This window comes from Nitrobacter sp., from assembly GCF_051535235.1.
Taxonomy (GTDB): Bacteria; Pseudomonadota; Alphaproteobacteria; order Rhizobiales; family Xanthobacteraceae; genus Nitrobacter.
In genome coordinates, this window is the sequence record NZ_JBPPLZ010000005.1 from 41,907 (window position 1) to 61,203 (window position 19,297).

At 64.4% G+C, this 19,297-nt stretch carries 25 protein-coding genes; 2 read left to right on the forward strand and 23 right to left on the reverse strand.

Annotated elements, in window-relative coordinates; translation table 11 throughout:
• The 16 genes from ACS3WA_RS08465 to ACS3WA_RS08540 all read right to left on the reverse strand — a co-directional run bounded on the left by ACS3WA_RS08465 (window position 1) and on the right by ACS3WA_RS08540 (window position 14,154).
• Window positions 1–2,022, reverse strand: coding sequence for a terminase gpA endonuclease subunit (locus ACS3WA_RS08465; protein ID WP_438278091.1), 2,022 nt, complete (start codon window positions 2,020–2,022; stop codon window positions 1–3).
• A 39-nt stretch (window positions 2,023–2,061) separates the two neighbouring features.
• On the reverse strand, window positions 2,062–2,712 hold the full coding sequence (locus ACS3WA_RS08470) for a hypothetical protein (protein WP_438278092.1): 651 nt from the start codon (window positions 2,710–2,712) through the stop codon (window positions 2,062–2,064).
• 143 nt (window positions 2,713–2,855) lie between these two features.
• Complete coding sequence (locus ACS3WA_RS08475; protein WP_438278093.1) at window positions 2,856–3,419, reverse strand: phage tail protein; 564 nt, start codon at window positions 3,417–3,419, stop codon at window positions 2,856–2,858.
• Window positions 3,420–3,710: 291 nt separating this feature from the next.
• Window positions 3,711–4,376 carry a transcription termination/antitermination protein NusG gene (gene nusG, locus ACS3WA_RS08480; RefSeq protein WP_438278094.1) on the reverse strand — a complete coding sequence of 222 codons (666 nt, stop codon included), beginning with the start codon at window positions 4,374–4,376 and terminating at the stop codon, window positions 3,711–3,713.
• The gene (locus ACS3WA_RS08485) at window positions 4,373–5,524 is read right to left on the reverse strand and encodes a helix-turn-helix domain-containing protein (protein WP_438278095.1); all 1,152 of its coding nucleotides are present in this window, start codon (window positions 5,522–5,524) and stop codon (window positions 4,373–4,375) included. The genes nusG and ACS3WA_RS08485 overlap by 4 nt, the downstream gene beginning before the upstream one ends.
• Before the next feature lie 2 nt (window positions 5,525–5,526).
• Window positions 5,527–5,931: an ASCH domain-containing protein gene (locus ACS3WA_RS08490; protein WP_438278096.1), complete on the reverse strand. Its 405-nt coding sequence runs from the start codon at window positions 5,929–5,931 to the stop codon at window positions 5,527–5,529.
• Entirely contained in the window at window positions 5,928–6,848 is a 921-nt protein-coding gene (locus ACS3WA_RS08495) for a DNA adenine methylase (RefSeq protein ID WP_438278097.1), read from the reverse strand. Before ACS3WA_RS08495 ends, ACS3WA_RS08490 begins: the two co-directional genes overlap by 4 nt.
• Complete coding sequence (locus tag ACS3WA_RS08500) at window positions 6,845–7,111, reverse strand: hypothetical protein (RefSeq protein WP_438278098.1); 267 nt, start codon at window positions 7,109–7,111, stop codon at window positions 6,845–6,847. The genes ACS3WA_RS08495 and ACS3WA_RS08500 overlap by 4 nt, the downstream gene beginning before the upstream one ends.
• Complete coding sequence (locus ACS3WA_RS08505) at window positions 7,108–8,100, reverse strand: reverse transcriptase domain-containing protein (protein WP_438278099.1); 993 nt, start codon at window positions 8,098–8,100, stop codon at window positions 7,108–7,110. The genes ACS3WA_RS08500 and ACS3WA_RS08505 overlap by 4 nt, the downstream gene beginning before the upstream one ends.
• A complete protein-coding gene (locus ACS3WA_RS08510; protein WP_438278100.1) occupies window positions 8,097–9,098 on the reverse strand; it encodes a DUF7146 domain-containing protein in 1,002 nt (333 codons plus the stop codon). Before ACS3WA_RS08510 ends, ACS3WA_RS08505 begins: the two co-directional genes overlap by 4 nt.
• 427 nt (window positions 9,099–9,525) lie before the next feature.
• Complete coding sequence (gene avd / locus ACS3WA_RS08515; protein WP_438278101.1) at window positions 9,526–9,996, reverse strand: diversity-generating retroelement protein Avd; 471 nt, start codon at window positions 9,994–9,996, stop codon at window positions 9,526–9,528.
• A 93-nt stretch (window positions 9,997–10,089) separates the two neighbouring features.
• Window positions 10,090–10,998, reverse strand: a complete 909-nt coding sequence (locus tag ACS3WA_RS08520; RefSeq protein WP_438278102.1) for a phage major tropism determinant — start codon at window positions 10,996–10,998, stop codon at window positions 10,090–10,092.
• Window positions 10,999–11,038: 40 nt separating this feature from the next.
• Entirely contained in the window at window positions 11,039–11,974 is a 936-nt protein-coding gene (locus ACS3WA_RS08525) for a DNA cytosine methyltransferase (protein ID WP_438278103.1), read from the reverse strand.
• Complete coding sequence (locus ACS3WA_RS08530; protein WP_438278104.1) at window positions 11,952–12,959, reverse strand: AAA family ATPase; 1,008 nt, start codon at window positions 12,957–12,959, stop codon at window positions 11,952–11,954. The genes ACS3WA_RS08525 and ACS3WA_RS08530 overlap by 23 nt, the downstream gene beginning before the upstream one ends.
• Window positions 12,959–13,618, reverse strand: a complete 660-nt coding sequence (locus tag ACS3WA_RS08535; protein ID WP_438278105.1) for a GapR family DNA-binding domain-containing protein — start codon at window positions 13,616–13,618, stop codon at window positions 12,959–12,961. Before ACS3WA_RS08535 ends, ACS3WA_RS08530 begins: the two co-directional genes overlap by 1 nt.
• On the reverse strand, window positions 13,615–14,154 hold the full coding sequence (locus ACS3WA_RS08540) for an SANT/Myb-like DNA-binding domain-containing protein (RefSeq protein WP_438278106.1): 540 nt from the start codon (window positions 14,152–14,154) through the stop codon (window positions 13,615–13,617). The genes ACS3WA_RS08535 and ACS3WA_RS08540 overlap by 4 nt, the downstream gene beginning before the upstream one ends.
• Before the next feature lie 137 nt (window positions 14,155–14,291).
• On the opposite strand from ACS3WA_RS08540, the gene ACS3WA_RS08545 reads away from it, so the two are divergent.
• Entirely contained in the window at window positions 14,292–14,570 is a 279-nt protein-coding gene (locus tag ACS3WA_RS08545; protein ID WP_438278107.1) for a hypothetical protein, read from the forward strand.
• Between the two features lie 62 nt (window positions 14,571–14,632).
• Here the strand turns inward: ACS3WA_RS08545 and ACS3WA_RS08550 are convergent, their stop codons facing one another.
• Genes ACS3WA_RS08550 through ACS3WA_RS08580 form a run of 7 tightly spaced genes read right to left on the reverse strand, consistent with a single transcriptional unit; the run spans window position 14,633 to window position 18,995 of the window.
• On the reverse strand, window positions 14,633–14,872 hold the full coding sequence (locus ACS3WA_RS08550) for a hypothetical protein (RefSeq protein ID WP_438278108.1): 240 nt from the start codon (window positions 14,870–14,872) through the stop codon (window positions 14,633–14,635).
• Window positions 14,869–17,223 (reverse strand): MT-A70 family methyltransferase, encoded by a 2,355-nt coding sequence (locus ACS3WA_RS08555; protein ID WP_438278109.1) that lies wholly within the window; start codon window positions 17,221–17,223, stop codon window positions 14,869–14,871. The genes ACS3WA_RS08550 and ACS3WA_RS08555 overlap by 4 nt, the downstream gene beginning before the upstream one ends.
• Window positions 17,220–17,981 carry a helix-turn-helix domain-containing protein gene (locus ACS3WA_RS08560; RefSeq protein WP_438278110.1) on the reverse strand — a complete coding sequence of 254 codons (762 nt, stop codon included), beginning with the start codon at window positions 17,979–17,981 and terminating at the stop codon, window positions 17,220–17,222. The genes ACS3WA_RS08555 and ACS3WA_RS08560 overlap by 4 nt, the downstream gene beginning before the upstream one ends.
• A 4-nt stretch (window positions 17,982–17,985) precedes the next feature.
• Window positions 17,986–18,162, reverse strand: a complete 177-nt coding sequence (locus ACS3WA_RS08565) for a hypothetical protein (protein WP_438278111.1) — start codon at window positions 18,160–18,162, stop codon at window positions 17,986–17,988.
• Window positions 18,159–18,416, reverse strand: coding sequence for a hypothetical protein (locus ACS3WA_RS08570; protein WP_438278112.1), 258 nt, complete (start codon window positions 18,414–18,416; stop codon window positions 18,159–18,161). Before ACS3WA_RS08570 ends, ACS3WA_RS08565 begins: the two co-directional genes overlap by 4 nt.
• Window positions 18,409–18,750 (reverse strand): hypothetical protein, encoded by a 342-nt coding sequence (locus tag ACS3WA_RS08575; RefSeq protein WP_438278113.1) that lies wholly within the window; start codon window positions 18,748–18,750, stop codon window positions 18,409–18,411. Before ACS3WA_RS08575 ends, ACS3WA_RS08570 begins: the two co-directional genes overlap by 8 nt.
• Complete coding sequence (locus ACS3WA_RS08580; protein ID WP_438278114.1) at window positions 18,747–18,995, reverse strand: hypothetical protein; 249 nt, start codon at window positions 18,993–18,995, stop codon at window positions 18,747–18,749. The genes ACS3WA_RS08575 and ACS3WA_RS08580 overlap by 4 nt, the downstream gene beginning before the upstream one ends.
• Here ACS3WA_RS08580 and ACS3WA_RS08585 point away from each other — a divergent pair.
• Window positions 18,970–19,284: a hypothetical protein gene (locus tag ACS3WA_RS08585; RefSeq protein WP_438278115.1), complete on the forward strand. Its 315-nt coding sequence runs from the start codon at window positions 18,970–18,972 to the stop codon at window positions 19,282–19,284. The genes ACS3WA_RS08580 and ACS3WA_RS08585 overlap by 26 nt on opposite strands.
• Window positions 19,285–19,297: the final 13 nt, after the last annotated feature.

Genomic DNA, 19,297 nt, shown 5'->3' on the forward strand with positions numbered 1-19,297 from the left:
TCAAATTCCCCGGTTCAGTTCAGCCAGCCGCGCCCACGGATCGTTCGGGATCGCTTCCGGCGCGACCTCACCCGTCACCATGTCGGCGCCGCGGTGAAATGCGCGCGGCGTGAACAGGTCGGGCTTCTGCAGGTCTTCCGGAATTCCGCGTTCCGAGGCGAGCCTGGCCCAATCGTCTTCGGTGAAGCTCGCGAAATAGGCGTCGAGCGCCGCCATGTTGTAGATCCGGCAGTCGAGCCAGTGATTGTCCGCGCCGGCGCGGACCTCCCACACCTGTTGCTTCTTGCCGCGCACCTTTTTCTCGGTGAGAAATTCGGCGGTGAGCTGTTTGAAGTAGGCCTCATCCTGGAACAGGCCGAAGTGGCAATAGCCCATCGGAAAGATCAGGCTGGATCCTTCCGCCTTCGCCGTCTGGGCGAGATAGGCATAGAAGGTGCTCTTCAGCGGCCATGTGCCGACGAAACGCACCGTGGCGCCGCCACGGATGATCCGGCCGCGATAGTCGATGTCCTGTGGCGACGCCGCTGACAGCGGCGGGCGTCCCCAGCCATCGCGACCAATGATCGCCTGCGCGCCCGGATGCATTCTTGTCCAGGTCTTGACCGCGCCGGTGTTGTAGTTGGCGTCGACCACAAACGCGTCAGGGCGACGCTGGCTGTCATAAGCATCCGACCAGGAGCGATGATAGAGCTTGGTCAATTCCAGAAACGCACCATCGTCGTGATCGGTCGTTTTGCCCGGCAGAAAATCGGCCTCGATGACCCAGCTTTCGCGATTCGGCGCGACTGCCAGAACCTCGTAATAGATCCCCGTCTTCTGAACGTCGGCCGCGATCGACAATAGCAGCGCACGTGGCGGAATCTGGCCGCGCCGGTAGTCCTCGCGACGCTCGAACAGCCGCATGTGGTCCGGCGCATCGCCGCGAAACCGGAACGCCAGCCCCATGACCAGCGTCGAGAAGTCCTTTTTCGCGATTTCGCTCTTGCGCGATGCGATCCAGTCCTCCGCGATCGCCTCATACGACATCATCAGCGAAATGAAGGCGTCGATATGAAAGCCAGGCTGACGGCGCAGTTCGTCGTCAGCGAGCGTCGCGATCCATTTCCCGATGCGGACAGCGTGTCGACGCTCGGTTTCGGTGATGTGATGCCCGCAATCGCAGGCATAGACTGTGCGATGCGGCCGTTTCTCGTCGATGCGCAGTTGCGGCAGCCGATGAACAAACAGATGTCGGCATTCCGGGCACGGACAGTTCCAGAATCGCTGATCCGACTGCTCGAATTTCAACGTGATCCGGCAATGTCCCTCGGTGTTGCCGCTCGGATCGCCGGTGTCGACTTCCGGAGTCGAAATATTCAGAATCTTGCTGTTCTTTTTGGCGCGGAACGCGGTAAACCTGCCTTTGAACAGGGTGTCGGGATCGCCGAACCCCGGAATCATCTGCCATTTCGAAAATTCGTCGCGAATTCCTTTCTTGGCAGTCTTGCCGCTCATATCCATGACGGAATGAGCGTTGGCGAGCCACAAACGCCCGCCGGCGAAGATCTTTTCCGAAGTCGTCGACCCCGCAGTGGTGCGCGCCTGCGGATAAATCACCGGCGGACGGTTGTGCCCGATGCCGTCGCGCCGGATGTGACGCTGCCAGGCGTCGATCATCGGCTGCAACTTCGCGCTGTTGATGTCGCGCAGAAATTCGATGCCCGGCGTGGCATAGAGGGTATTGGCCGGTTCACAGTCGGCGATGAACAAACACCACGCCAGCGCCAGGATCGAGGCACCGGACTGTTGCGATTTGCGCACCGTCACTTCGTTGCAGGGATGATCGTCATCCAGGCAACGCGCGATTTCCAGCAGATAAGGCGCGCCGGCGGCGTTCCACAACTCCCCGGCGTTGGGGCCGTCGACAAGCTTGATATTGTTCGGCAGCCAGTCGGCGAAGCTGATTTCTTCGCGCGGAGAAATCGCCGCGTCAAACACAGCCGCGATTCGTCCATGCGCCGACTGGACAAACTCAACTGACATTCAATAGCCTTCGAGAGTGTAGCGCGGGGATCGCGTCGATCACTCAGCGACAGGCACCGAGGTATCATCCGCGCGCGGCGGCTGGTCGAAAGCCGCCGATTTTGCCCGGACTTTCGCAGTAGAGGCCATCTCTCTCATTGCCTCGGCGATCTTTTGGCGCTGGCCGCGCACAATGCGCTTTAACGCTGTGCGCATCCCGTTTTCGCCCTCCTTGATCGCGATCGCCGTCAATTCCGAGTCCTGCGCCAAAAGCCCGTCCACGATATCCGCGATCCTGCTCGCGGCGTCCTCGGCGGCGGCGTCGAATTCGGCGACGACAAGCAGATTACCGCGCGCCTTTTCAAGCTCGATCCATTTCAGATCGGCGTTATAGGCCTTCTCGCGCGCCGCCTCGTCGCGATACTTGGACGTGCCGGTCTCGTCGCGACTTGATGGACGAGAGTCCGTCATCTCGGCTTTGGTAATCGCCCCGGTCTCGCGGGCGACGTCCCCCACCTCGCCGATCGCCAGATCGTACTGCGCGACATTGATCAGCTTGGCCTTACCCTTGCCGGGCTTGGTCGCCAGATGCCCGGATTGGACCAGCCGCGCGACCTTTTCCGAGATCGTCGACTTCCGAACCCCCTTTCGAGCCGCGAGTTCTGTGACCGAAAGCCACAGACCGTCATCAAGTTCGGGATGTTCGGTCATGATGTTCGGTGTGTACGGGGTGTTCGGTCAGTTTTCGAACCCCTCAAACTGGCGAAGGCCCGGGCCGATTTCGGCCGCGGCGAAAAAGGAAACGGGAAGGACCCGCGCCCCCTCCCCAACCAATGGCCGGGCACCCCTTTCCCTCATGCACCGCCGAGCACGCGATAGAGCTCGTGTTCGATGCGGGTCGGAAGATCGCGGTCAACCGTAGCGAAGAAAGCCTGCTCCGAGTCCCCCGTCACCATCTCCTCCGGAATGAACAGTCCAGACTTGACGGTCGTCAGCGGATATCTCCCTTTGCCGACACGCTTCAGTACCGCACCTCCGAGGTTCAGAGGTTTACGATCGGGAAACTTGCCGCCCTTGATGAAGGTTCGAGCAAACAATCGACGCGAATTCCATGGCGCGGCTGTCACTCCTTTGCGCGTTTCGCGCGCGGAGAAGAATTGAAGCCGCACATCGCCACCCCGACTACGGATGACATAGGGCTTACCATTGAACGCCTTGGTGCCCCGCACCGCTCGAACCATGGTACCACGCTTCAAACCCGTCTGTTTCACGAGAACGTTGCGGACCTGGGTTACGGCCTTGTCGCCGGTGTGGTTGATCGCTCTCACCATCACCAGCGGCATCTGTTTGCCTGCCGCCTGCAGGGCATTGGAGAGCCGAGCAAGCGGCGCGAAATCGTATTGGATCGAAAGCGTCATCGTTTGCCTAACCGCGCGCGCGCCGCGCCGACTTTCGCCCGAAAAGCCGCCGCTGCATCTTCGGCTGCCGATTTGACGACAAACCGCGATCTATCCGCTGCGATTTTGACATCACCACGAACCAGCGCCTTGGCGCCGGTCACGATTGCAGCGGCGCGCGCGCCGCATCCCTTGCAGGCCATCGTTCTCTCGAAGAGCTGTATTTTCCAATGCAGCAGCAGAGCGCGTGGCTCTGATGGTGGCTGCTGGCGTGGCTGGTAGGGTGGCCACTAGAGTGGCTGATCACGTTGGCTAGAGCTTCTCGATATCCGACAGAGAAAGCACGACCGGCGTCAGCCGTCCGAAGACGTTGACCAGTAACTGCACCCGCAGTGAGTCGTCAAGTTGATCCAAGGTGACGTTCCCGAGTTCCTCAGGATCGTAATTCGGCAATCTTTCGATCGTCCCGGGGAAGGAGGCGAGCGGTCCGTTCGAAACGCGCACATTCTCACCGAGCACAAACGGCATCTCGAAGAGTTTCGTCGCTGCCGGCACCGCACCATCGACCTCGAGCGCCTGAATCTCAGTGATCATCTTCGGCGGCACTTTGAACGGCAAATTATTGGTGCAGACGAGCCCCCGGATGTGCGCGATCTGAAAGATCTCCCGCCACTTGTCGCCGGCATCGCTGTAATCGACGAACGCGTAGCCTGGAAAGAACGGCTCGATCTTTTCGCGGACCTGTTTGATGACGCTGCGCCGCTGCGAATGCGACAGCTTGTTGCGCGGCACGGGCTGAAGGCTGCGCAAGAGCGGCCGGTAGAATTCGATCCGCAAACCCCGCAGGAATTCGATACGCTCGCGATCAAGATCGCCGCTGACCTGCACCAGATGCCAGACCTTTTTCGCAACCGCGCGTACAGGTTTTTTAACGTCAACGTAATCGATAATGTCGCCCTTCCGCAGCGCCGTCTTCATCGCGATTCCTCCTGAACCAATGGTTCTGACTCATTTGCAGCGGCCCCGCCGTCGCCGTCCGCATAAACCGTTCCGTCTTTCCGCGGCGGCCAAGGCCATGGCGCCTTGGCGCCTTCGGCGATCCGCCGCCGCGTCGCGACCGTGACGTGGTCGGCAAGATACCGATCCCACGCCGCAGCCTGCTGATGGTCGAGCGCGACCCATTGCGCGGCGGGCGGTGCGTTGGCCATCGCCAGAAGCCGCGGGGTCAGTTCGCCACGCCAGTTCACGCCGCCGTCGGGGGAGCGATAGACGCGGCGGGCGAAATCGCCGAGTTGCGCGACCTCGTGAAGCTGCAGGATCGCACGCGCCGCCTCGCTGCCCGGCGGATGCGCGGCCAGCACCTGCGCCTCGGGCCTGGCCGCAGGCAGCAGCTCCCATCGCCGCTCCTCGAGGTATTTCCATCCCGCCGGCACATGCTTGCGCTGCAGCCGCTTCTGCTCGGCGAGAAAGCCGGCGATGCCCGCGAGCGCGGCCTCGCGTTGCGATGCGGCGAGGGCTGCGGCCGCGTAGGCGGTGCGCTGGCGATCGTCGACCGCAGCCGTCGGCCAGCGTGTTTCGAACGCGGCGAGGAAGCGCGCCACGGCTTCATGCTCGGCTTTCTCCTCGCGCGCGCGCTCTCTCTCACGTTCAAGGAGGGGTCGTTCTAAGGGGTCGTTCTTGGTGCCCGCGTATGTATGGGCACCCGGTGCCCGCTCTGGGTGGGCACCCGGGTGCTCATCTATGGGCACCCCCAGGGGCGCGGAGTCGGGCGAATCCGGCGGCGCATCGGGGGTGCCCGCTGGTGGGCACCCCCCACCCGGCTCATCCTGATCGAGCAATACGCGGTATGCATAGCTGGCGCTCGGCTGCCGGCTCGCATCGTCGCCTTCGCCGAGATCGCGGCGCTTCATCTGCATCCAGCCGGCATCGACCAGCCGCTCCAGCGCGCGCTGCACCGTTGCGCGGCCGCAGCCGAGTTCGGCGGCCATCTTCACCTGGCTGCGGCGGCACCAGCCGTAATCATCGGTGTGGCGCCCGAGCAGGCACAGCACCTGCAGGTCGCGCGGCTCCAGCGAGCGGTCGGTGACGGCACCGGCCGGGATGATGGAATACTTCGGATTCGCCATTGTCAGTCCGGCGGCAAAATCCCGTCGGGCACGTTCATCACGCCGAGCGCGCCCTTGAAGGGAATCGGTGTTGGGAAGGGACGCGGTTCACGCAACACGAGGCCGAACGGGCCGTAGAACCAGGGCGAATTCGAATGCGCGACGCAGTCGACGATCTCGACGGTGCCGATCAACGCGCCGAGCAGTCCGCGTTCGGCGAACTGCCGCGGCGACGGCACGACGAGTCCCGGCTTCCGAATGAATGCGGCGACATCATCGATCGCGGCGCGCTCCGCGCGCGACAAGGTCTTGCCGGCGTGGATCACGACGCGGCCGCGCAGATTCCAGCGCCCGTCGCGGTTCTCGATATCCTTCCCGGCGTAAAGGATTGCCCAGGCCCAGGGCTGACGGACGCTGATCGCTTTCATGGGGCTGCCTTGCAAGCCGGACCGTTCGCCAGTTCGAGCAGCGTCATCTGCCGGGCCGATCGCCCCTCGCGATCGAGTGCGGCGGCACACGCGGGATTGATCCACAGCACTTCGATCCGTTCACGAGCGCCATCGGCCAGCGCGCGGGTTTCGATCCGTCGCCAGTCTGGCAGCGCATCGTCGTAAAGAGCATCGGGATAGCCGGAGAGAACGACGAAACCGGCGAGGTCGCGCAGCGACGTCAGCAGCCGCGTATGCCCCGACCGATCGAGTTCGTGCCGGTACATGCGATATTTGCCGTCATACTTGTTCGCCGGCGAGCGGGTTTCCGGCAAATATGGCGGATCAACATAATGCAGCGTTTCCGGCGCATCGTGCGCGGCCATTACGGCCACGGCGTCGCGATGCTCGACGATGACCCCCCGCATCCGGATGATGATGTGCGCGAGCGCGTCAGGGTAGTTCGTCCAGTCCTGTGCCGGCGTCGTTCCCGACCTAGAAGAATTCGCCCGAAAGCCGGTCGTCTTGTGGCCGCGTTCGAGATTGTTATGGGCGTTCGAGCCAAATCCCATGAAGGCGCGGATGATTAGCCGCCGCGCGCGCTCAACCGGATCTTCGGTTGCGTCCCAAGCGATCTCGAATTCGCAGCGGGCGAATGGCGTGATCTCGAGAAGCTGCAGGAGACGGTTCGCCGAGGCTGGATCCTGCAGCACCCGAAACAGGCCGACCACATCGTCATCGAGATCGTTATAAACCTCGGCGTAACTACGCGCTTTGCGAAGCAGAACCGAGCCGGCGCCGCCGAACGGCTCGACATAGACCCGATGCGACGGGAAATGCCCGATGATCCACGGCGCCAGCTTCCATTTGCCGCCATGCCAGCGAAGAACCGGACGCGTCGGAGATGGTGAACTCATGGCGCGGTCCTCACGAGACCCGTCAGCATCAAGAACTTGCCGAACCGGTCTTCGACCTCGCGCTTGGCGCTATCGATCGATCTCGCCACGCCTTCAGCGGGATTCATCGTCGCCGAGCACCAGATGCGCCAGCGAACGTACCGAGCGCCGCGACCGGCCGAGAGGAAGATCGCGCCGATTGCAAGACTGCCCACCATGGCGAGCCGTCGATTGTCACCAACATAAGCGCCCTCATCCTGCCATTTGATTGGACTCGCGCTCATGACGGCCTCGCGATCAGCCCGAGACTCCGGATCAGGTTGGCGCTGTCGGCCCATTGCGCGTGTCCCAGCCAAGCGCCGAGGAACTTGCGCAGCCGCTCTTGGTCGTTGGCGGCGCGATAAGCCGCGATCTTGCGCCGGGCGCGGATCACACTGTCGCGGCGCAGCAGCTTGTGGGTCGGCCAGATGCGATAGCCGAGAAAATTCACCCCGCGCGTCACGGGCGCGATCGACCATTTCGAGAACCGCAGGCCGAGTTCGCGGCGGGAATAGTCCTCGATCGAATCCTTGACCGCGCGAAGATGCGCCGAACTGCGGCCAAGCACCACGAGATCGTCCATGTAGCGGTACCAGAGCCTTTCGCCGAGCCGCTGCTGCAGGTGGCGGTCGAGCGTCGCGCCGGTGTAGAGGTTGGCGAAGATCTGCGAGGTCAGGCTGCCGATCGGCAGGCCGATGCCCCGTCGCGGCACCATGGCCTCGGCGACCGCGAGCGTGGCCCGGCAACTGATCTTCGCCTCGATCAATCGCCACAGCACGTCGCGCTGGATCGAGGCGAAGTAACCGCGGAAATCGGTCTTGAGAAAATAAAGCGCACCGCCGCGGGATTCGCGGCGCAATTCGCTCTGCAGCAGGACGACGCCCGCGTGCGTCCCCCTGCCCGGCCGGCAGGCGAAGGCGCGCGGCAACAGGGCGCGGTCGAAGATCGGCGCGATGACAAGGCACAGCGCCTGCTGCGCGACGCGGTCGCGGAACGGCAGCGCCGAGATCAGCCGCTTCTTCGGATCGAACACATGAAACTGGCGCGGCTCGCCGGAGACATAGCGGCCCTCGCGCATGTCGCGGGCCAGTTCGGCAAGGTTGAGCGCCGAGAATTCCTTGAATTCGAGATAGCCCGGCGTCAGCCGCTTGCCGGCGGCCGTCAGACGATACGCCGCTTCCATCGTGCGCGGCGAAGTGACCGATCCGATCAGGTTGCGGTAGCGGCGGGTCATAGCGCCTCCCCCGCCAACGTCCGGAATGCGTCCTGCGCGCGGTGAGAGGCCCGCATCATGGCCTCGAACCCGATGTCGCCTTGCGCGTATCGCGCCTGCGCATCGCACCACTCGAACACCGCAAGGATGACGTCGCCCCCGAACTGGATGAGCGCCTTGTTGGCGTCGATCCTGATCCCTAGCGCCTTCTCGAAGTGCAGCGGTATCAGATCGGGCCGGATGTCGATCGCCTTCCGCAGAGCGCGCGGACCCGCCCTGACGCGATCAGGCTTTCCCCAATCGAGATCGGAGGCGAGGAAGATTCTCAACGACATCGGAACCGACGTGATGACCGGCGCGATCCGGTTCGCTGTCCCGGCCGCCCATGATGACCAGCCGGTGACGAGAGCAAGCGAGGCAGCGTCCTCGATCCCTTCGGCCACGTTGAGTTCTTCGCGCTCCTCGTTGTCCAGCAGAACGATCGGCTGGCCCACACACGGTCCGACGATGATCTTGTCGTTCTCGGTCCCGGCCTTCGCCAGGCCGTCTGCCCGCAACTTGGTCAGGTGAACGCCGGTCAATTCTCCAGCGCCGAACCGGGCGATCATCGCCGCCGGATGGTCTCCGCGGGCCGGCAGGAATCGCAGGTTCCCGGACGGGATGAAGCACTTCCGCGACCTGAGATAGACTTCCGCAAGCGAGCCCGCGAGCGGCAGCGACTTCGACCACAGATAGCGCGCGAGCTCGGCCTTGTCCTTTTCCGGTTCGGCGGGCTGAGGCCGCGGACGCGATGCCTTCGCCGCTGTCGAGCCGTTTGGCCTGGCGTATCCGGACGTTTCACACCTGGCGCATTTGTAGGTGATGAACTCGCCGTCGTTCCAGATCCGCAAAACCTTCCGCCGCTGGTTTGCCGGCGACCGGCACTCCGGACCGCATGCAGGGCACGGCGCGTCTGCAACCGCCTTGTTGCCACTAAGACGATCGAGCAGATCGAAGCTGAACGAGGATGCACCCGTCATCGCGCCGCACCCCTGTCGATGAAAAAGCCGGCCGCGGGTCTCGAAAGGCAGTTTCCGGCAACGCGTCGTCGAGCGCAGCCGCCATTGGCGGCGAAGTCCGCGACGCTTTGCCAAAGAACCCGCCCCCTACGCCCCGCTCTGCCGGACCGCGCAATGTATTTGCCGAAGCAGGACACGCGGGCTGACCACAGACCTTGATCTCGCATGGTCCGCCGGCGCGACCGTGATCGGCGCCGAGCGTCTGTCTGCAACGCGTCGTCGAGTGAAGTCCGCGACGCTTTGCCGTTGATCAATCCGTCGTCACTGCGGCCGCGGGCGCCCAAATTGTCGTGCGAGTTCTCCGGCCAGTAGTCGAGGTTCGCGTAGCGCGAGCCCGCGTTGTCGCCGTTGAGCCAGGAGCCGCCGAAGATGGACGCGCGCGGCTGCATCATGTCCCCGCCTGCCCCCTCTGGAAGCCATTGGCTCCCAAAGCGCGAGCGCTGGCGGCCCGTCGCGACGCGACTGCGTCGTCGACACCTGGCGGCCGTGCGCGTTGATTGAAAAGCTTTCTCTGCCACGCGTTCAGCATCCGCCCTGGCTCCGCCAGCAGCGCGAGCGCGACCTCGTGCTGGTGCGGCGTCAGGATGCGAACGGAGGCATGCGAGAGAAAGCGAAGGTGAGACCGCAGCGTCGCGAACTCGGCGTCGACGGCGTGCAGCCGCGACACCTGCCGCGATTTCGCGGCGTGATAGAGGTCGCCGACCGGCACGAACAGCGCCGCCAGCACCGTGTCGCGGAGAACCCCGTGCCGACGCGGGCTGCGCTGCAGGATCGGATACAGATAGCTCACGAAGGCCTCGTATTTCTCGACGATCGCCAGGGCGTCAGTTGCGGTGTTGTCGTCCCTGACGATCGGCATTTGCGCGGATTCTCCTCCGCCCGGGCAGGCCGAGCTTTCGGCTCGGCCCGTCAGCGAACGGCGGCAACAGAAACGGCGCTGCTGTCGCAGCGCCTAGCCAAGCTGCAGGTGTTCACTGCGGCCGCGGGCGCCCAAACCGACGTGCGAGCCCTCCGGCCAGTAGCCGAGGACCGCGTAGCGCGAGCCCGCGCTGCCGCCGTTGAGCCAGGCGCCGCCGAAGACGGACGCGCGCGGCTCGTCCGGATCGCCGTCATGGCCCCACACCCACATGTTGCCGGTCGCCTGCATCAGGCCGAACTTGCTGGTGCGCGGTGCATCAAGCCCGGTGACCTTTGGATTTTTGTCCGCGGAGGATTTCTCGGTGACGCCGTACGCGGCGGCGAAGAACTCCTCGACCGACAGCAGGCCCTTGCCGTGAGAGGCCAGCACCGCGACGGCGGTCGGATAGTCAAACGCCTTGTACTTTTTACCGTCCGTTCCCGTGCCGTTCGGCAGATCGGCGCCATCTGCAATGGTGACGCCGAAGCGGCTGGTTCCATCGGTGTGATCAGCGGCCATCAGATAAATGTCGCACCAGAATTTGCGGCCGCCGGTGTCGACCAGCGTCATCCCGCGTGGATCCGGGCATGCGGGCCGGAAATTCAGATCCCACGCCGAATAGGGATTGATTGCCGGGATATCATCGCCGCCGGCGCGCGCATAAGCGTTACTGCCAGGCGCGAAGTGGAAGCCGCCGAGCTGCGATGATGCTGTTGGAATGGCATCCGCAGCGAAGGCTGCGGCGGCGCCGTCAAGGACTGTGACGACGTAGTCTCGGCCAGCGACATAGCCATCGGCCGGCGACGCTACTGGCGAATCCTCGGTGAAAGTGTGGCCATTGAAGGTTGTGCCCGCTTTGATCTCAATCGCAGTGCAGTCCAGCACCTTCAGGCACGGCGCCGTCGCATCCGCCTTGACCAGCACAACGGCCTTTTCCTCGATCTTCTGATCAATCGCATTCATGCGTCACGTCTCCATGTTGGCCGGCGTCGCGCCGGCTGTGTCAAAATTCGCCAATCATGCGAACAAGTCGCGCTGCACCGGTGCTGCCTCTACCGGCAAGCCGAGTTGCAAGAGTGCGGAACGCATACGCGCCTTCCAGGCTGACAACGCCGTTGCCGAGCATGCGAAGTCGGTCCACGCGAGCAATGTCCAGCCGGGAGGCCAGCCCATCAGCCACTCGACGAAAAGCGGGTTCAAGTTCCGGCGCGGATGCGAGGACGTCTCGCCAGCCTGATAGGTCGGATGGACCTGGTGGAAAGAGACCGACGTGTCCGCAACAGATGGGGACGACCACAGATGTTCGACGAAGTTCGGTAACTGGTCGAGATGCTTCCGGCCTGTCCCGTTGTCCAGATGATCCGCCGAGTTCGCACCTTTGCAGTCGCGCGCTGCCGGGGTCGGCCACACCGAGGATGAACGTGCGGTTGCGCTGATGCGACGCGCCGACGCTTCGCGCCGAGAAAAGTCCAACCTCACGCTCGAAACCAAGCCGTCCCAGGTCACGCCAGACGCGCTCCGCGCCGCCCGACGTGAGCATTCCCTCGACGTTTTCGATGAGGACGAACCACGCGCCGGACTGAATGATGATGCGCCTTGCGTCGGACCAGAGGTCGCGCTCATCGTCTTCGGCGAGCCGCTTGCCGGCGAGACTGTGAGGCTGGCACGGGATTCCGCCAATGACGCCATCCACGAGGCCACGCCACGCCCGGCCGTTGAAGGTGGTGACATCGCTCCAGACAGGAGCCTGAGCCAGGAGACCTTGCTGCATCGCTGCGACCAGATGCGCGACGGCGAACGCCTCCCTCTCCACCAGACAGACCGCGCGAGCGTCCGGCATTGCCAGCTCGATTCCGAGATCGAGCCCGGCGCCTCCGGTGCAAAGACTGATGATATTGGCGGAACGTACAGCCACATTACACCACGGCCCCCGCTTCATTCTCGGCGCGGCCCCGCCCCCTCAGATCGATGACATTGTCGGCTTCGACCGCCGGTGTGTCGCTGCAGGTTTCAATCTCGTCCGCGCGCGGCAGCGGCCATGGCATCGCGCTGACGGCGTCATCTTTCGCGCCGTGCGACCACAGCCGCGGCTTGCCGAGATCGGGATGCGGCGAGATCGCAGCAATCAGGCGATCGATCACCGACATCTTCCGCATGTCGAGTTTCAGCTTCGGCCCGACCACGATCTGGCGTTTCAGATTTTCGCAGAACTGGCGCATCAGCGCCGGCGAGGCGCTCTCGAAGGCTTCGCCCAGCTTGCGCAGCGCGGCCGCCGGCAATCCGAACGGCGAGAGATAGCGGGCAAGAATCCGCTCGCGTTCCTCCTGTCCCGGCAGCTCAAGCGCGATATGAATATCGAAACGCCGCCAGATCGCCTGATCGATATGATCGCCGTGGTTGGTCGCCGCGATCAGGAAACCGTCATGCTGCTCCATTCGCTGCAGCAGCGTGTTGACTTCCTCGTTGCGGCTGTCGTCGGAAGCCTGCTCGCCGCGCCGCCGCTGACGCGAGAGAGCGTCGAACTCGTCGATGAACAGCACCATCGGAACCGGTTCGGTCGCACCGTCCAGCATGATGCCGGCGCGGGCGCACTCAAACAGACGCCCGATATTGATTCCGGTCTCGCCGACATATTTGGAAATGACGCGTTCCGGCCGCACCGCCAGCATCGGAAGCCCGAGCCGCGCCGCAAGATGGTGCGCCAGCGTCGTCTTGCCGGTGCCAGGCGCGCCGCCGAACAATGCCTTTTTTCGAGGGCCGATTCCGAGCTCGCGCAACTCTTCTTCCGACCACAGTTCGGTCAGCCACTCCATCAACGCGGTGCGAACGCTGCGCGCGAGGATTGGCTGCTGCGCCTCCTCCGGCATGAAGAGGTCGCCGAATTCCTGCGGGTTGGACTTGCGATGAGACAGGGCGAACAGCATCAGTCGTCGCCCATCCCGTCATCGCCGCTTTCGTCGCGGTAGCCTTCGTCGCATCGCGCGCGGCGCGGGTCGCCATACGGAAACGGATTCTCCGTGACCGGCTTGTTCTGCCGGTACATAGAGCGGCCATATTCATAAGCGCCGTCCTCATCGACATCAGGCACTTCGCGCGCGCGGCCCGTCGACATGGTCGACGGCTTCGGCGCGGCGGCCGAAGCATGCGGTTGATCGACGTAAGGCTCCGCCTGCGGCCTGCCATCGAGATCGCGATAGATCCGGACGGGATCGCCGCCAACCTTGACGATGACCTCGCCCTTCGGCGGACACATCAGTTTGAAGTGCTCGATCAGCTTCTCGCGGGAGAGTTCGTCCTCCGCCATCTTCTGCATGGCGCGAAAAAGCGGCGGCTCCTCCGCCATGCCCATCGCGTGCATGTAGGTGTCGCGAATCGTCTCGGCTTCCTCTCGATCGTGCGGCTTCATCTTGCGCGCCTTGACAACGTAGCGGATGCCCGCCGGCGTCAGCCCTTCGGCCTTGGCGCGCGCCATGATCTCGCCCTTGCGGTCGCGCAGATCCTTCATCTGCTCTTCGACCTTCTCGATCTCTTCGACGATGCCGCGCAGCAGCTTCGATTGGATGGTGTTCTGGCCGACCGTCATGAAAGCCCCCGGGTTTGCGAAAAGTGCCGCCGTTGATCGAGCGCGCTGCGTCCGGGCGGCGGATCGCCGAACACGGCGGCGGTGATCGATTGCGGCGCTTGCCTCCACACCGGCGCCGCCGCTGCAGAAGGACCGGATGCTGACAAGTCACGGGGCTCAACCTCAGCCGGATCGTGCCGTGCGCCGCGACTGTGGAAGTATTGCTGCTTGCAGGCGGTCGGGGTGCGGCCGGGAAAATGCGTCCTGGCGATGACGCCCCACTCGCCCATTCCACGCGCGGTCGATCCGAGCCCAATCAGCCGCTCGATTTCCTCCTCAGTCCAGGGCGCGCCGGGATCGCACCGCCTGACCACGGCGATCTCGCTCTCCGAGTGCGCATGCGTGTTCTGACGGGCGCGCAGCTTGCCGATCTGTGCCGTAACCTGCTGACGCGTTTTGCGGAGGCGCTGGGCGATCTCCTCGCGCGGCAGTTTTTCCGCCTCGAGCTGCAGCAGCCTAGCGTTCTCGTCATCGCTCCAGGTGCGGGGCTTGACCATCAGTCGCACCCCGGACCGATCTCACCGGAATTACGGCTATTGACGAACTGTTGCCAGGGTCGCCAGCCGGCCGGACAATGGAATCCCCAATCGCGCAACCGAGGCCCGGTGATGAACAGCGTCCAGCACGGGCCGGCATGGAGTTCAATGCGATGAGCCGCCCGTGCGGCGCGCAGCTTGATATCTCCGGCGCGATAGACCTTCCGTCGGTTGACGCCGCCGGCGGCGATTGTGTGCTCCGCGTACTCGCCATCGAGCAGAATCGACATGTTCCACCAGGGATGATCGTGCAACGCGCGATCGTCGTCACTTCGAAGAAATTGGTGAAGGTAGACGTTGAACAGGCGATTGCGCGGAATGATCCACCAGCGTCGCAAATAATCGTCGCCGGGTTTGCCAATTACAAAGTCCGGTGACCGCAAGTCAGCCCTCAAGCGCAGAAAAATGCGTTCACGAAAACGCTCAGGCAACCGCATGTTCATTGCACCGTCTCCGACGACGGGAGTGTCTGGCCCGCACGTCCCAGCACCACATGCGCAAGGCATGGCAGATAGCTGTCGCCGTACGCGCCGCGGCCGTAATCGGCGACAACGGCGGCGGCGATGCAGACGATCTGGTCCATCTCCATGCCGCGTCCGCGCGCGGCGAAGATCGCGTCCGAGATCGCATTGGCGAGATCGGTCGAATGTCTGCCGGAGAGAAGATAGGTCTGGTTCATGCGGCCTCGCTGGCGTCGCGCGGCGGCAGCGAGTTGTCCGGCCGGCGCTTCAGGAATGCGGGAATCTCGAGAGGTTCGGGTTCGGGAGGCGCAGCGGGAGCTGGCACCGCGCCTCCCGCGGACGCTGCCGTACATCCGGGCGCGTCCGTGTCTTTTGAAAAAGTCGCCGGGGCTTGGCTGCAGCCAACCTCAACAGCGTCCGGGTCCGCTGGCGCACGCAAATCCGGAGACGACGCGGGCCGTGCGCTGACCGCTGCCGCCTCCCCCGATTGCTCGGGCTCGGGAATGGTTGTCGCGCCACCGTCGGACGCGGGACTGAAATGCGCGTCCAGCACGTCGAGCGCGCCCTGGCCGCGCGAGGTGAGGATGTAGCCGCAGTCGACCGCGCCGGTCATGATCAGACGGTCGCTTAGCAGCAGTTCGAGGATCGGTCCCTCGATGGTGACACCGGCATCGATCGCGGCGAGCGCCTTCCAGACGGCGCGCCTCTCTTCGCGAGAGACGACGAATTCGCCGGCGGGGAGTAACGCTGAGGTGCCATCACCCCCCGCCGTGTCCGACGTCCGCCCGTCGGCGAGCCTACTCGCGGCGCCGTCCCTACCTTCCGCAGCCGGCGCTTGCGCACCCTCCGTGGCCGCGAGATCAGCATCCGCTTTCGCTGGGGAATCCAGATCGCGCGCAAGCCCCCATTCGGTGCAGCGTTGTTCGATCCATTCAAGACCGGCCCTGGCGGCGCGGCGTTCGGCTTCCGACGTCACGCTGTCGGTCGCGTCGCGACGCGCGATCAGGAAGCGTTGGGCGTGCAGGATGGCCGCGCGAAGCGCAGCCTCGAAACTGGAGAAGTCACCGTGGAAAGGACCGCCGCTGCCCGATGTCGTGAACTGGAAATTGTAGTTGTAATCGAAACGTCCATCCTCGCGATGCCGGATCCCGAAGCGCGCAACGTTCTTCCGCAAGCCCCCGATCGAAAACTCCATCGGCTCGCCGATCCTTGGCGCTGCCGGAAAATCCCCCGTCACCTGCTGCGCCGGAGCCTCATAGCCCCAGGCATCCCAGCCGTCGCGGGAGCGGCGCGCGTTCAGTTCGATCTTCGGCAGGCTGGGGAAATGAAATTCGGCGTGCTCGTATTGCTGGTCCGGCTTTTCGCTGTGCTCACCGACAGGCGCGGAGAAGGCGCTCGGAAAATGCGCGGTCGACGGCGGCACCACCTTGCCGCGCACCGCGATCAGCAGCAGTTCGTGCTCGCCGGTGACCCAATAGCCGGGACCACGCCCCGCGCCCGGCCGCTGCTTGAACCAGGCGCGCTGCGAGACGTACTTGAAGCCGCGCAATTCCAGCACGCGATGCGCGATCGCCTCATGCGGGATCGTGGTCCACATGTAGAGAACGCAGTCGTCGGCGAGACATGCGAACCGCTCCGCCGTGCGCGCCACGATCTCTTCCGGCGTGTGCGCATCCGATGCGGTCGGATAGTGGTTCGAGGGATGGCGATCCATGCCGCTGTCGCGCGACCACGGCTCGTGATCCCATTCGAAGTCCTCGATCGCGACGCCGTATTTCTTCTCCGGCATCGCCATCAGCTTGCGGCCGAGATCGGCTTCGCGCTGCTCGCGCCGCTCTTTCTTTTCCGCCTGCTTCTCGGCGCGCATTTCCTTAACAACAGGTGCTAAAGCCTTCTTCGCCTCGGCCGTGAGCCGGCCGCGTTCGTCGCGCGGCAGATTCTTGATGATCTCGGCCTGATCCTGCTGCGGCAGGCGGGAAATGGTTTCCGCTGTCGACACCGCGATCCGGCCCTGTTCGACCGCGTGCTGCAGATCCCGTGTGCCGTCCTTGAGAACCTTGCGGGCGCGCTCCACGCTGGCGCGACCGACGTTCAACATCGCAGCAGCCGCCTGTGCGGAAATTCCCTCAATTGAGGGAATATAGTCGGGCGCGGGTTCAAACGAGGGATTGAGTGGCCTGCCGACTCCAAGGTTGGCGATCTTGCCGGCTGTAATAGCCCGCTGGCTTTCGTTCAGGTGTCGTCGTTTTAGATTTTTGCTGATGACCCAGGACAGCGGGTCGCCATCGATGTCGCGGTTGAACTTCCGGAACCAGGCGTTGTCGGCGTCGAGATGCTCGACATCGAGCGGCTCGCCGGCGCGATGACCCCAGCCGGAGCCAAGCACCTCGCCGCTTTCGACCAGATGTGTCAGCACGTTGAACCGGTTGCGACCGTCGAGGATCGCGCCGTCGAGCAGCACGATCTGATCAACGACGCCGTTGAGGCGGATATCCTCGGCGAAGGCGGAGAATTCCTCGCCATCGATCAGCGGAAACAGCTCGGCGAGCGGATGCACCGGCAGCGTCATGACGCCGCCTTTCCGTTCGCGCGATCGACCAGGCGAAAGCCCTTGCCGCGCACCGGTTCGACCGCGAAATCGACGAGTCTCAAGGTCTTCAAATCACGCAGCACCATGTCGAGCATGGCGGTTACGCCGGGCGGCCTGACCTCCCACAGCCGCAAGATGATCTCGGCGTCGCTGACGGGCTCGCCTTCGGCCTGCGCCAGCAGGCGCAACAACTTGAAGCCGCGCGGCGAAACTTCGATCCACTTGCCGGCGCGGCCGACGCGCTCCTTTCCGGGTGCTGGGTCGAAATCCATTCCCCAGATTGCGACGTAACGATGCGCCGCCGGTCTCCGCGGCGCGATCCCCGGCTCCGGCGTGGCTGGCGCGGTCGTCGCCGGCCGCGCCGCCGCGCTCGCATCCCAGGGCAGAGTGACGATGACCGCTCCGGCAACCACATCCGCGCGCGCGGCGGTGGGTTTCCGCAGGTCGTCGCCGAGGAATGCGGGCACCGGAAACGCCACACACAACGAGCCGGCGCGAAGCGTCCGGGGCGTGAAATAGCCGTCGGCATCCGCTTTCACGCGGATCTTGCCAGCGTCGGCGTCGCTGCCCACGGCGACATGCACCTTGCCGCCGGCGGCAGCGATGCCGAGGCTCTCGGCGAGACTTCGGCGCAGCGTCACGAAGCAGCACAGCTGCTTGCCGCGCCATTTCACCGAGGCGACGGCGGGCGCAACGAGATTTTGCGCCTTCGGCGGAATCAGGAGATCGAACGCCATCCGATCAGCCCCTCGCCTCGTCATCCACCGGCAGCTTGGCGGTGTTGCGCACGGCTTCCGCGAGCTGGCGCTGCATCTCCCCCTTGCTCATTTCCTTGTCGGCACGGCGCAGCCCGCTGTCGAGCCAGCCGCGACCGGCTTCCCGCTTCATCTTTTTCGACCGGCTGTCCCACCTGGTCATGAGCGCGCCCTCGCCTTCGGGCCGCCGTGCGGCCGCCGCAGCTTCGGCAGGCGGCCGGCCTCGCGCGCGCTGGCCCAGATGCGCTGCACGTCGCTCGCATGAAGGACATGGCCGAACGAGGAGAAGTTGCGCGCGATCGCCGCCGCCGAACCGCCCATGAAGAAGGATTGCTCGATCGCCAGCCGCAGCGCCTGGCGGGACTGCGATGTCGCTGCGGCGCGGCTCAGTGGTTCGGAAAGAAGCTGCTCAGGCATGGCGTCCTCCGGCAGCGCGGGTGCCCGCCGGCACCGAAGGCATCGGGGGATTGCACGCCGGCGGGCATCCGCATCCGGCGCTGGAGGCGGCGCCGGACTCGAAACCGGATTGAACAGGACGCCGCGCGATCGCCTCGAGCTGCTCGCGCGAATAGACGCGCTGCAGGTCGCGGCAATAGCGCGGGTCGGGCTGATGAGATTGACGACCGGCCGGCGGGCGACGTCGCCGGCCGATCCCGGGCTCGCGCGGCGCGCGCGATGCCCAGACCGCGCATGCGAGACCCAGCGCGGTGAAAACCAAAAGAATGATGAGAGCGACGTGAAACGCGGTCATTGCGCGCCGCCATTCGTCGGCCGCGGCAATGGCTCCGACAGAAGCGCCGCTAGATGGCGCGCCTGTGCCGAATCGAGATCGAATACGATATCGTGGCCGCCATCGCTGATCTCGATGCGGCGGCCATCCTCGCGAAGCGAGAACACCTGAAGCGTGGTAAAAGCCAGCCGATAGCGCGCCAGCGAATTGCCGCCGGCGTGGACCACATCGGGAGGCGGCATGATCGGCGTTTCAGTTTCGGACATCATCAAACTCCTCGAACAGGTACCCGGCTGGAAGGCCGTGGCCGGACTTCCCAAACGGCTTGCGGAGTTGGAAGCGCGGGTGAAGGTGCTGGAGACTGGCTGTGCCAGCGCGCCAAGCCCACCACCCGGAGCGAAGGACTGTCCACTCTGCGGAGCCGTGATGCGGGTGACGGCGGAGCGTCCGCATGTGCATTTCGGTCCGCAAGGTATGAAGACGCACACGATGCTGTGCGACGGCTGCGGTAACACAGCCGAGCGGATGTATTCGCCAGCCAAGGGCTACGTGTAATCCCGACGGCACA

Coding starts and splice junctions, on each gene's coding strand:
- ACS3WA_RS08465 (WP_438278091.1), bottom strand. CDS start 2,022: ATGTCAGTTGAGTTTGTCCAGTCGGCGCATGGACGAATCGCGGCTGTG.
- ACS3WA_RS08470 (WP_438278092.1), bottom strand. CDS start 2,712: ATGACCGAACATCCCGAACTTGATGACGGTCTGTGGCTTTCGGTCACA.
- ACS3WA_RS08475 (WP_438278093.1), bottom strand. CDS start 3,419: ATGACGCTTTCGATCCAATACGATTTCGCGCCGCTTGCTCGGCTCTCC.
- nusG (WP_438278094.1), bottom strand. CDS start 4,376: ATGAAGACGGCGCTGCGGAAGGGCGACATTATCGATTACGTTGACGTT.
- ACS3WA_RS08485 (WP_438278095.1), bottom strand. CDS start 5,524: ATGGCGAATCCGAAGTATTCCATCATCCCGGCCGGTGCCGTCACCGAC.
- ACS3WA_RS08490 (WP_438278096.1), bottom strand. CDS start 5,931: ATGAAAGCGATCAGCGTCCGTCAGCCCTGGGCCTGGGCAATCCTTTAC.
- ACS3WA_RS08495 (WP_438278097.1), bottom strand. CDS start 6,848: ATGAGTTCACCATCTCCGACGCGTCCGGTTCTTCGCTGGCATGGCGGC.
- ACS3WA_RS08500 (WP_438278098.1), bottom strand. CDS start 7,111: ATGAGCGCGAGTCCAATCAAATGGCAGGATGAGGGCGCTTATGTTGGT.
- ACS3WA_RS08505 (WP_438278099.1), bottom strand. CDS start 8,100: ATGACCCGCCGCTACCGCAACCTGATCGGATCGGTCACTTCGCCGCGC.
- ACS3WA_RS08510 (WP_438278100.1), bottom strand. CDS start 9,098: ATGACGGGTGCATCCTCGTTCAGCTTCGATCTGCTCGATCGTCTTAGT.
- avd (WP_438278101.1), bottom strand. CDS start 9,996: ATGCCGATCGTCAGGGACGACAACACCGCAACTGACGCCCTGGCGATC.
- ACS3WA_RS08520 (WP_438278102.1), bottom strand. CDS start 10,998: ATGAATGCGATTGATCAGAAGATCGAGGAAAAGGCCGTTGTGCTGGTC.
- ACS3WA_RS08525 (WP_438278103.1), bottom strand. CDS start 11,974: ATGAAGCGGGGGCCGTGGTGTAATGTGGCTGTACGTTCCGCCAATATC.
- ACS3WA_RS08530 (WP_438278104.1), bottom strand. CDS start 12,959: ATGCTGTTCGCCCTGTCTCATCGCAAGTCCAACCCGCAGGAATTCGGC.
- ACS3WA_RS08535 (WP_438278105.1), bottom strand. CDS start 13,618: ATGACGGTCGGCCAGAACACCATCCAATCGAAGCTGCTGCGCGGCATC.
- ACS3WA_RS08540 (WP_438278106.1), bottom strand. CDS start 14,154: ATGGTCAAGCCCCGCACCTGGAGCGATGACGAGAACGCTAGGCTGCTG.
- ACS3WA_RS08545 (WP_438278107.1), top strand. CDS start 14,292: ATGGAGTTCAATGCGATGAGCCGCCCGTGCGGCGCGCAGCTTGATATC.
- ACS3WA_RS08550 (WP_438278108.1), bottom strand. CDS start 14,872: ATGAACCAGACCTATCTTCTCTCCGGCAGACATTCGACCGATCTCGCC.
- ACS3WA_RS08555 (WP_438278109.1), bottom strand. CDS start 17,223: ATGACGCTGCCGGTGCATCCGCTCGCCGAGCTGTTTCCGCTGATCGAT.
- ACS3WA_RS08560 (WP_438278110.1), bottom strand. CDS start 17,981: ATGGCGTTCGATCTCCTGATTCCGCCGAAGGCGCAAAATCTCGTTGCG.
- ACS3WA_RS08565 (WP_438278111.1), bottom strand. CDS start 18,162: ATGACCAGGTGGGACAGCCGGTCGAAAAAGATGAAGCGGGAAGCCGGT.
- ACS3WA_RS08570 (WP_438278112.1), bottom strand. CDS start 18,416: ATGCCTGAGCAGCTTCTTTCCGAACCACTGAGCCGCGCCGCAGCGACA.
- ACS3WA_RS08575 (WP_438278113.1), bottom strand. CDS start 18,750: ATGACCGCGTTTCACGTCGCTCTCATCATTCTTTTGGTTTTCACCGCG.
- ACS3WA_RS08585 (WP_438278115.1), top strand. CDS start 18,970: ATGATCGGCGTTTCAGTTTCGGACATCATCAAACTCCTCGAACAGGTA.
- ACS3WA_RS08580 (WP_438278114.1), bottom strand. CDS start 18,995: ATGTCCGAAACTGAAACGCCGATCATGCCGCCTCCCGATGTGGTCCAC.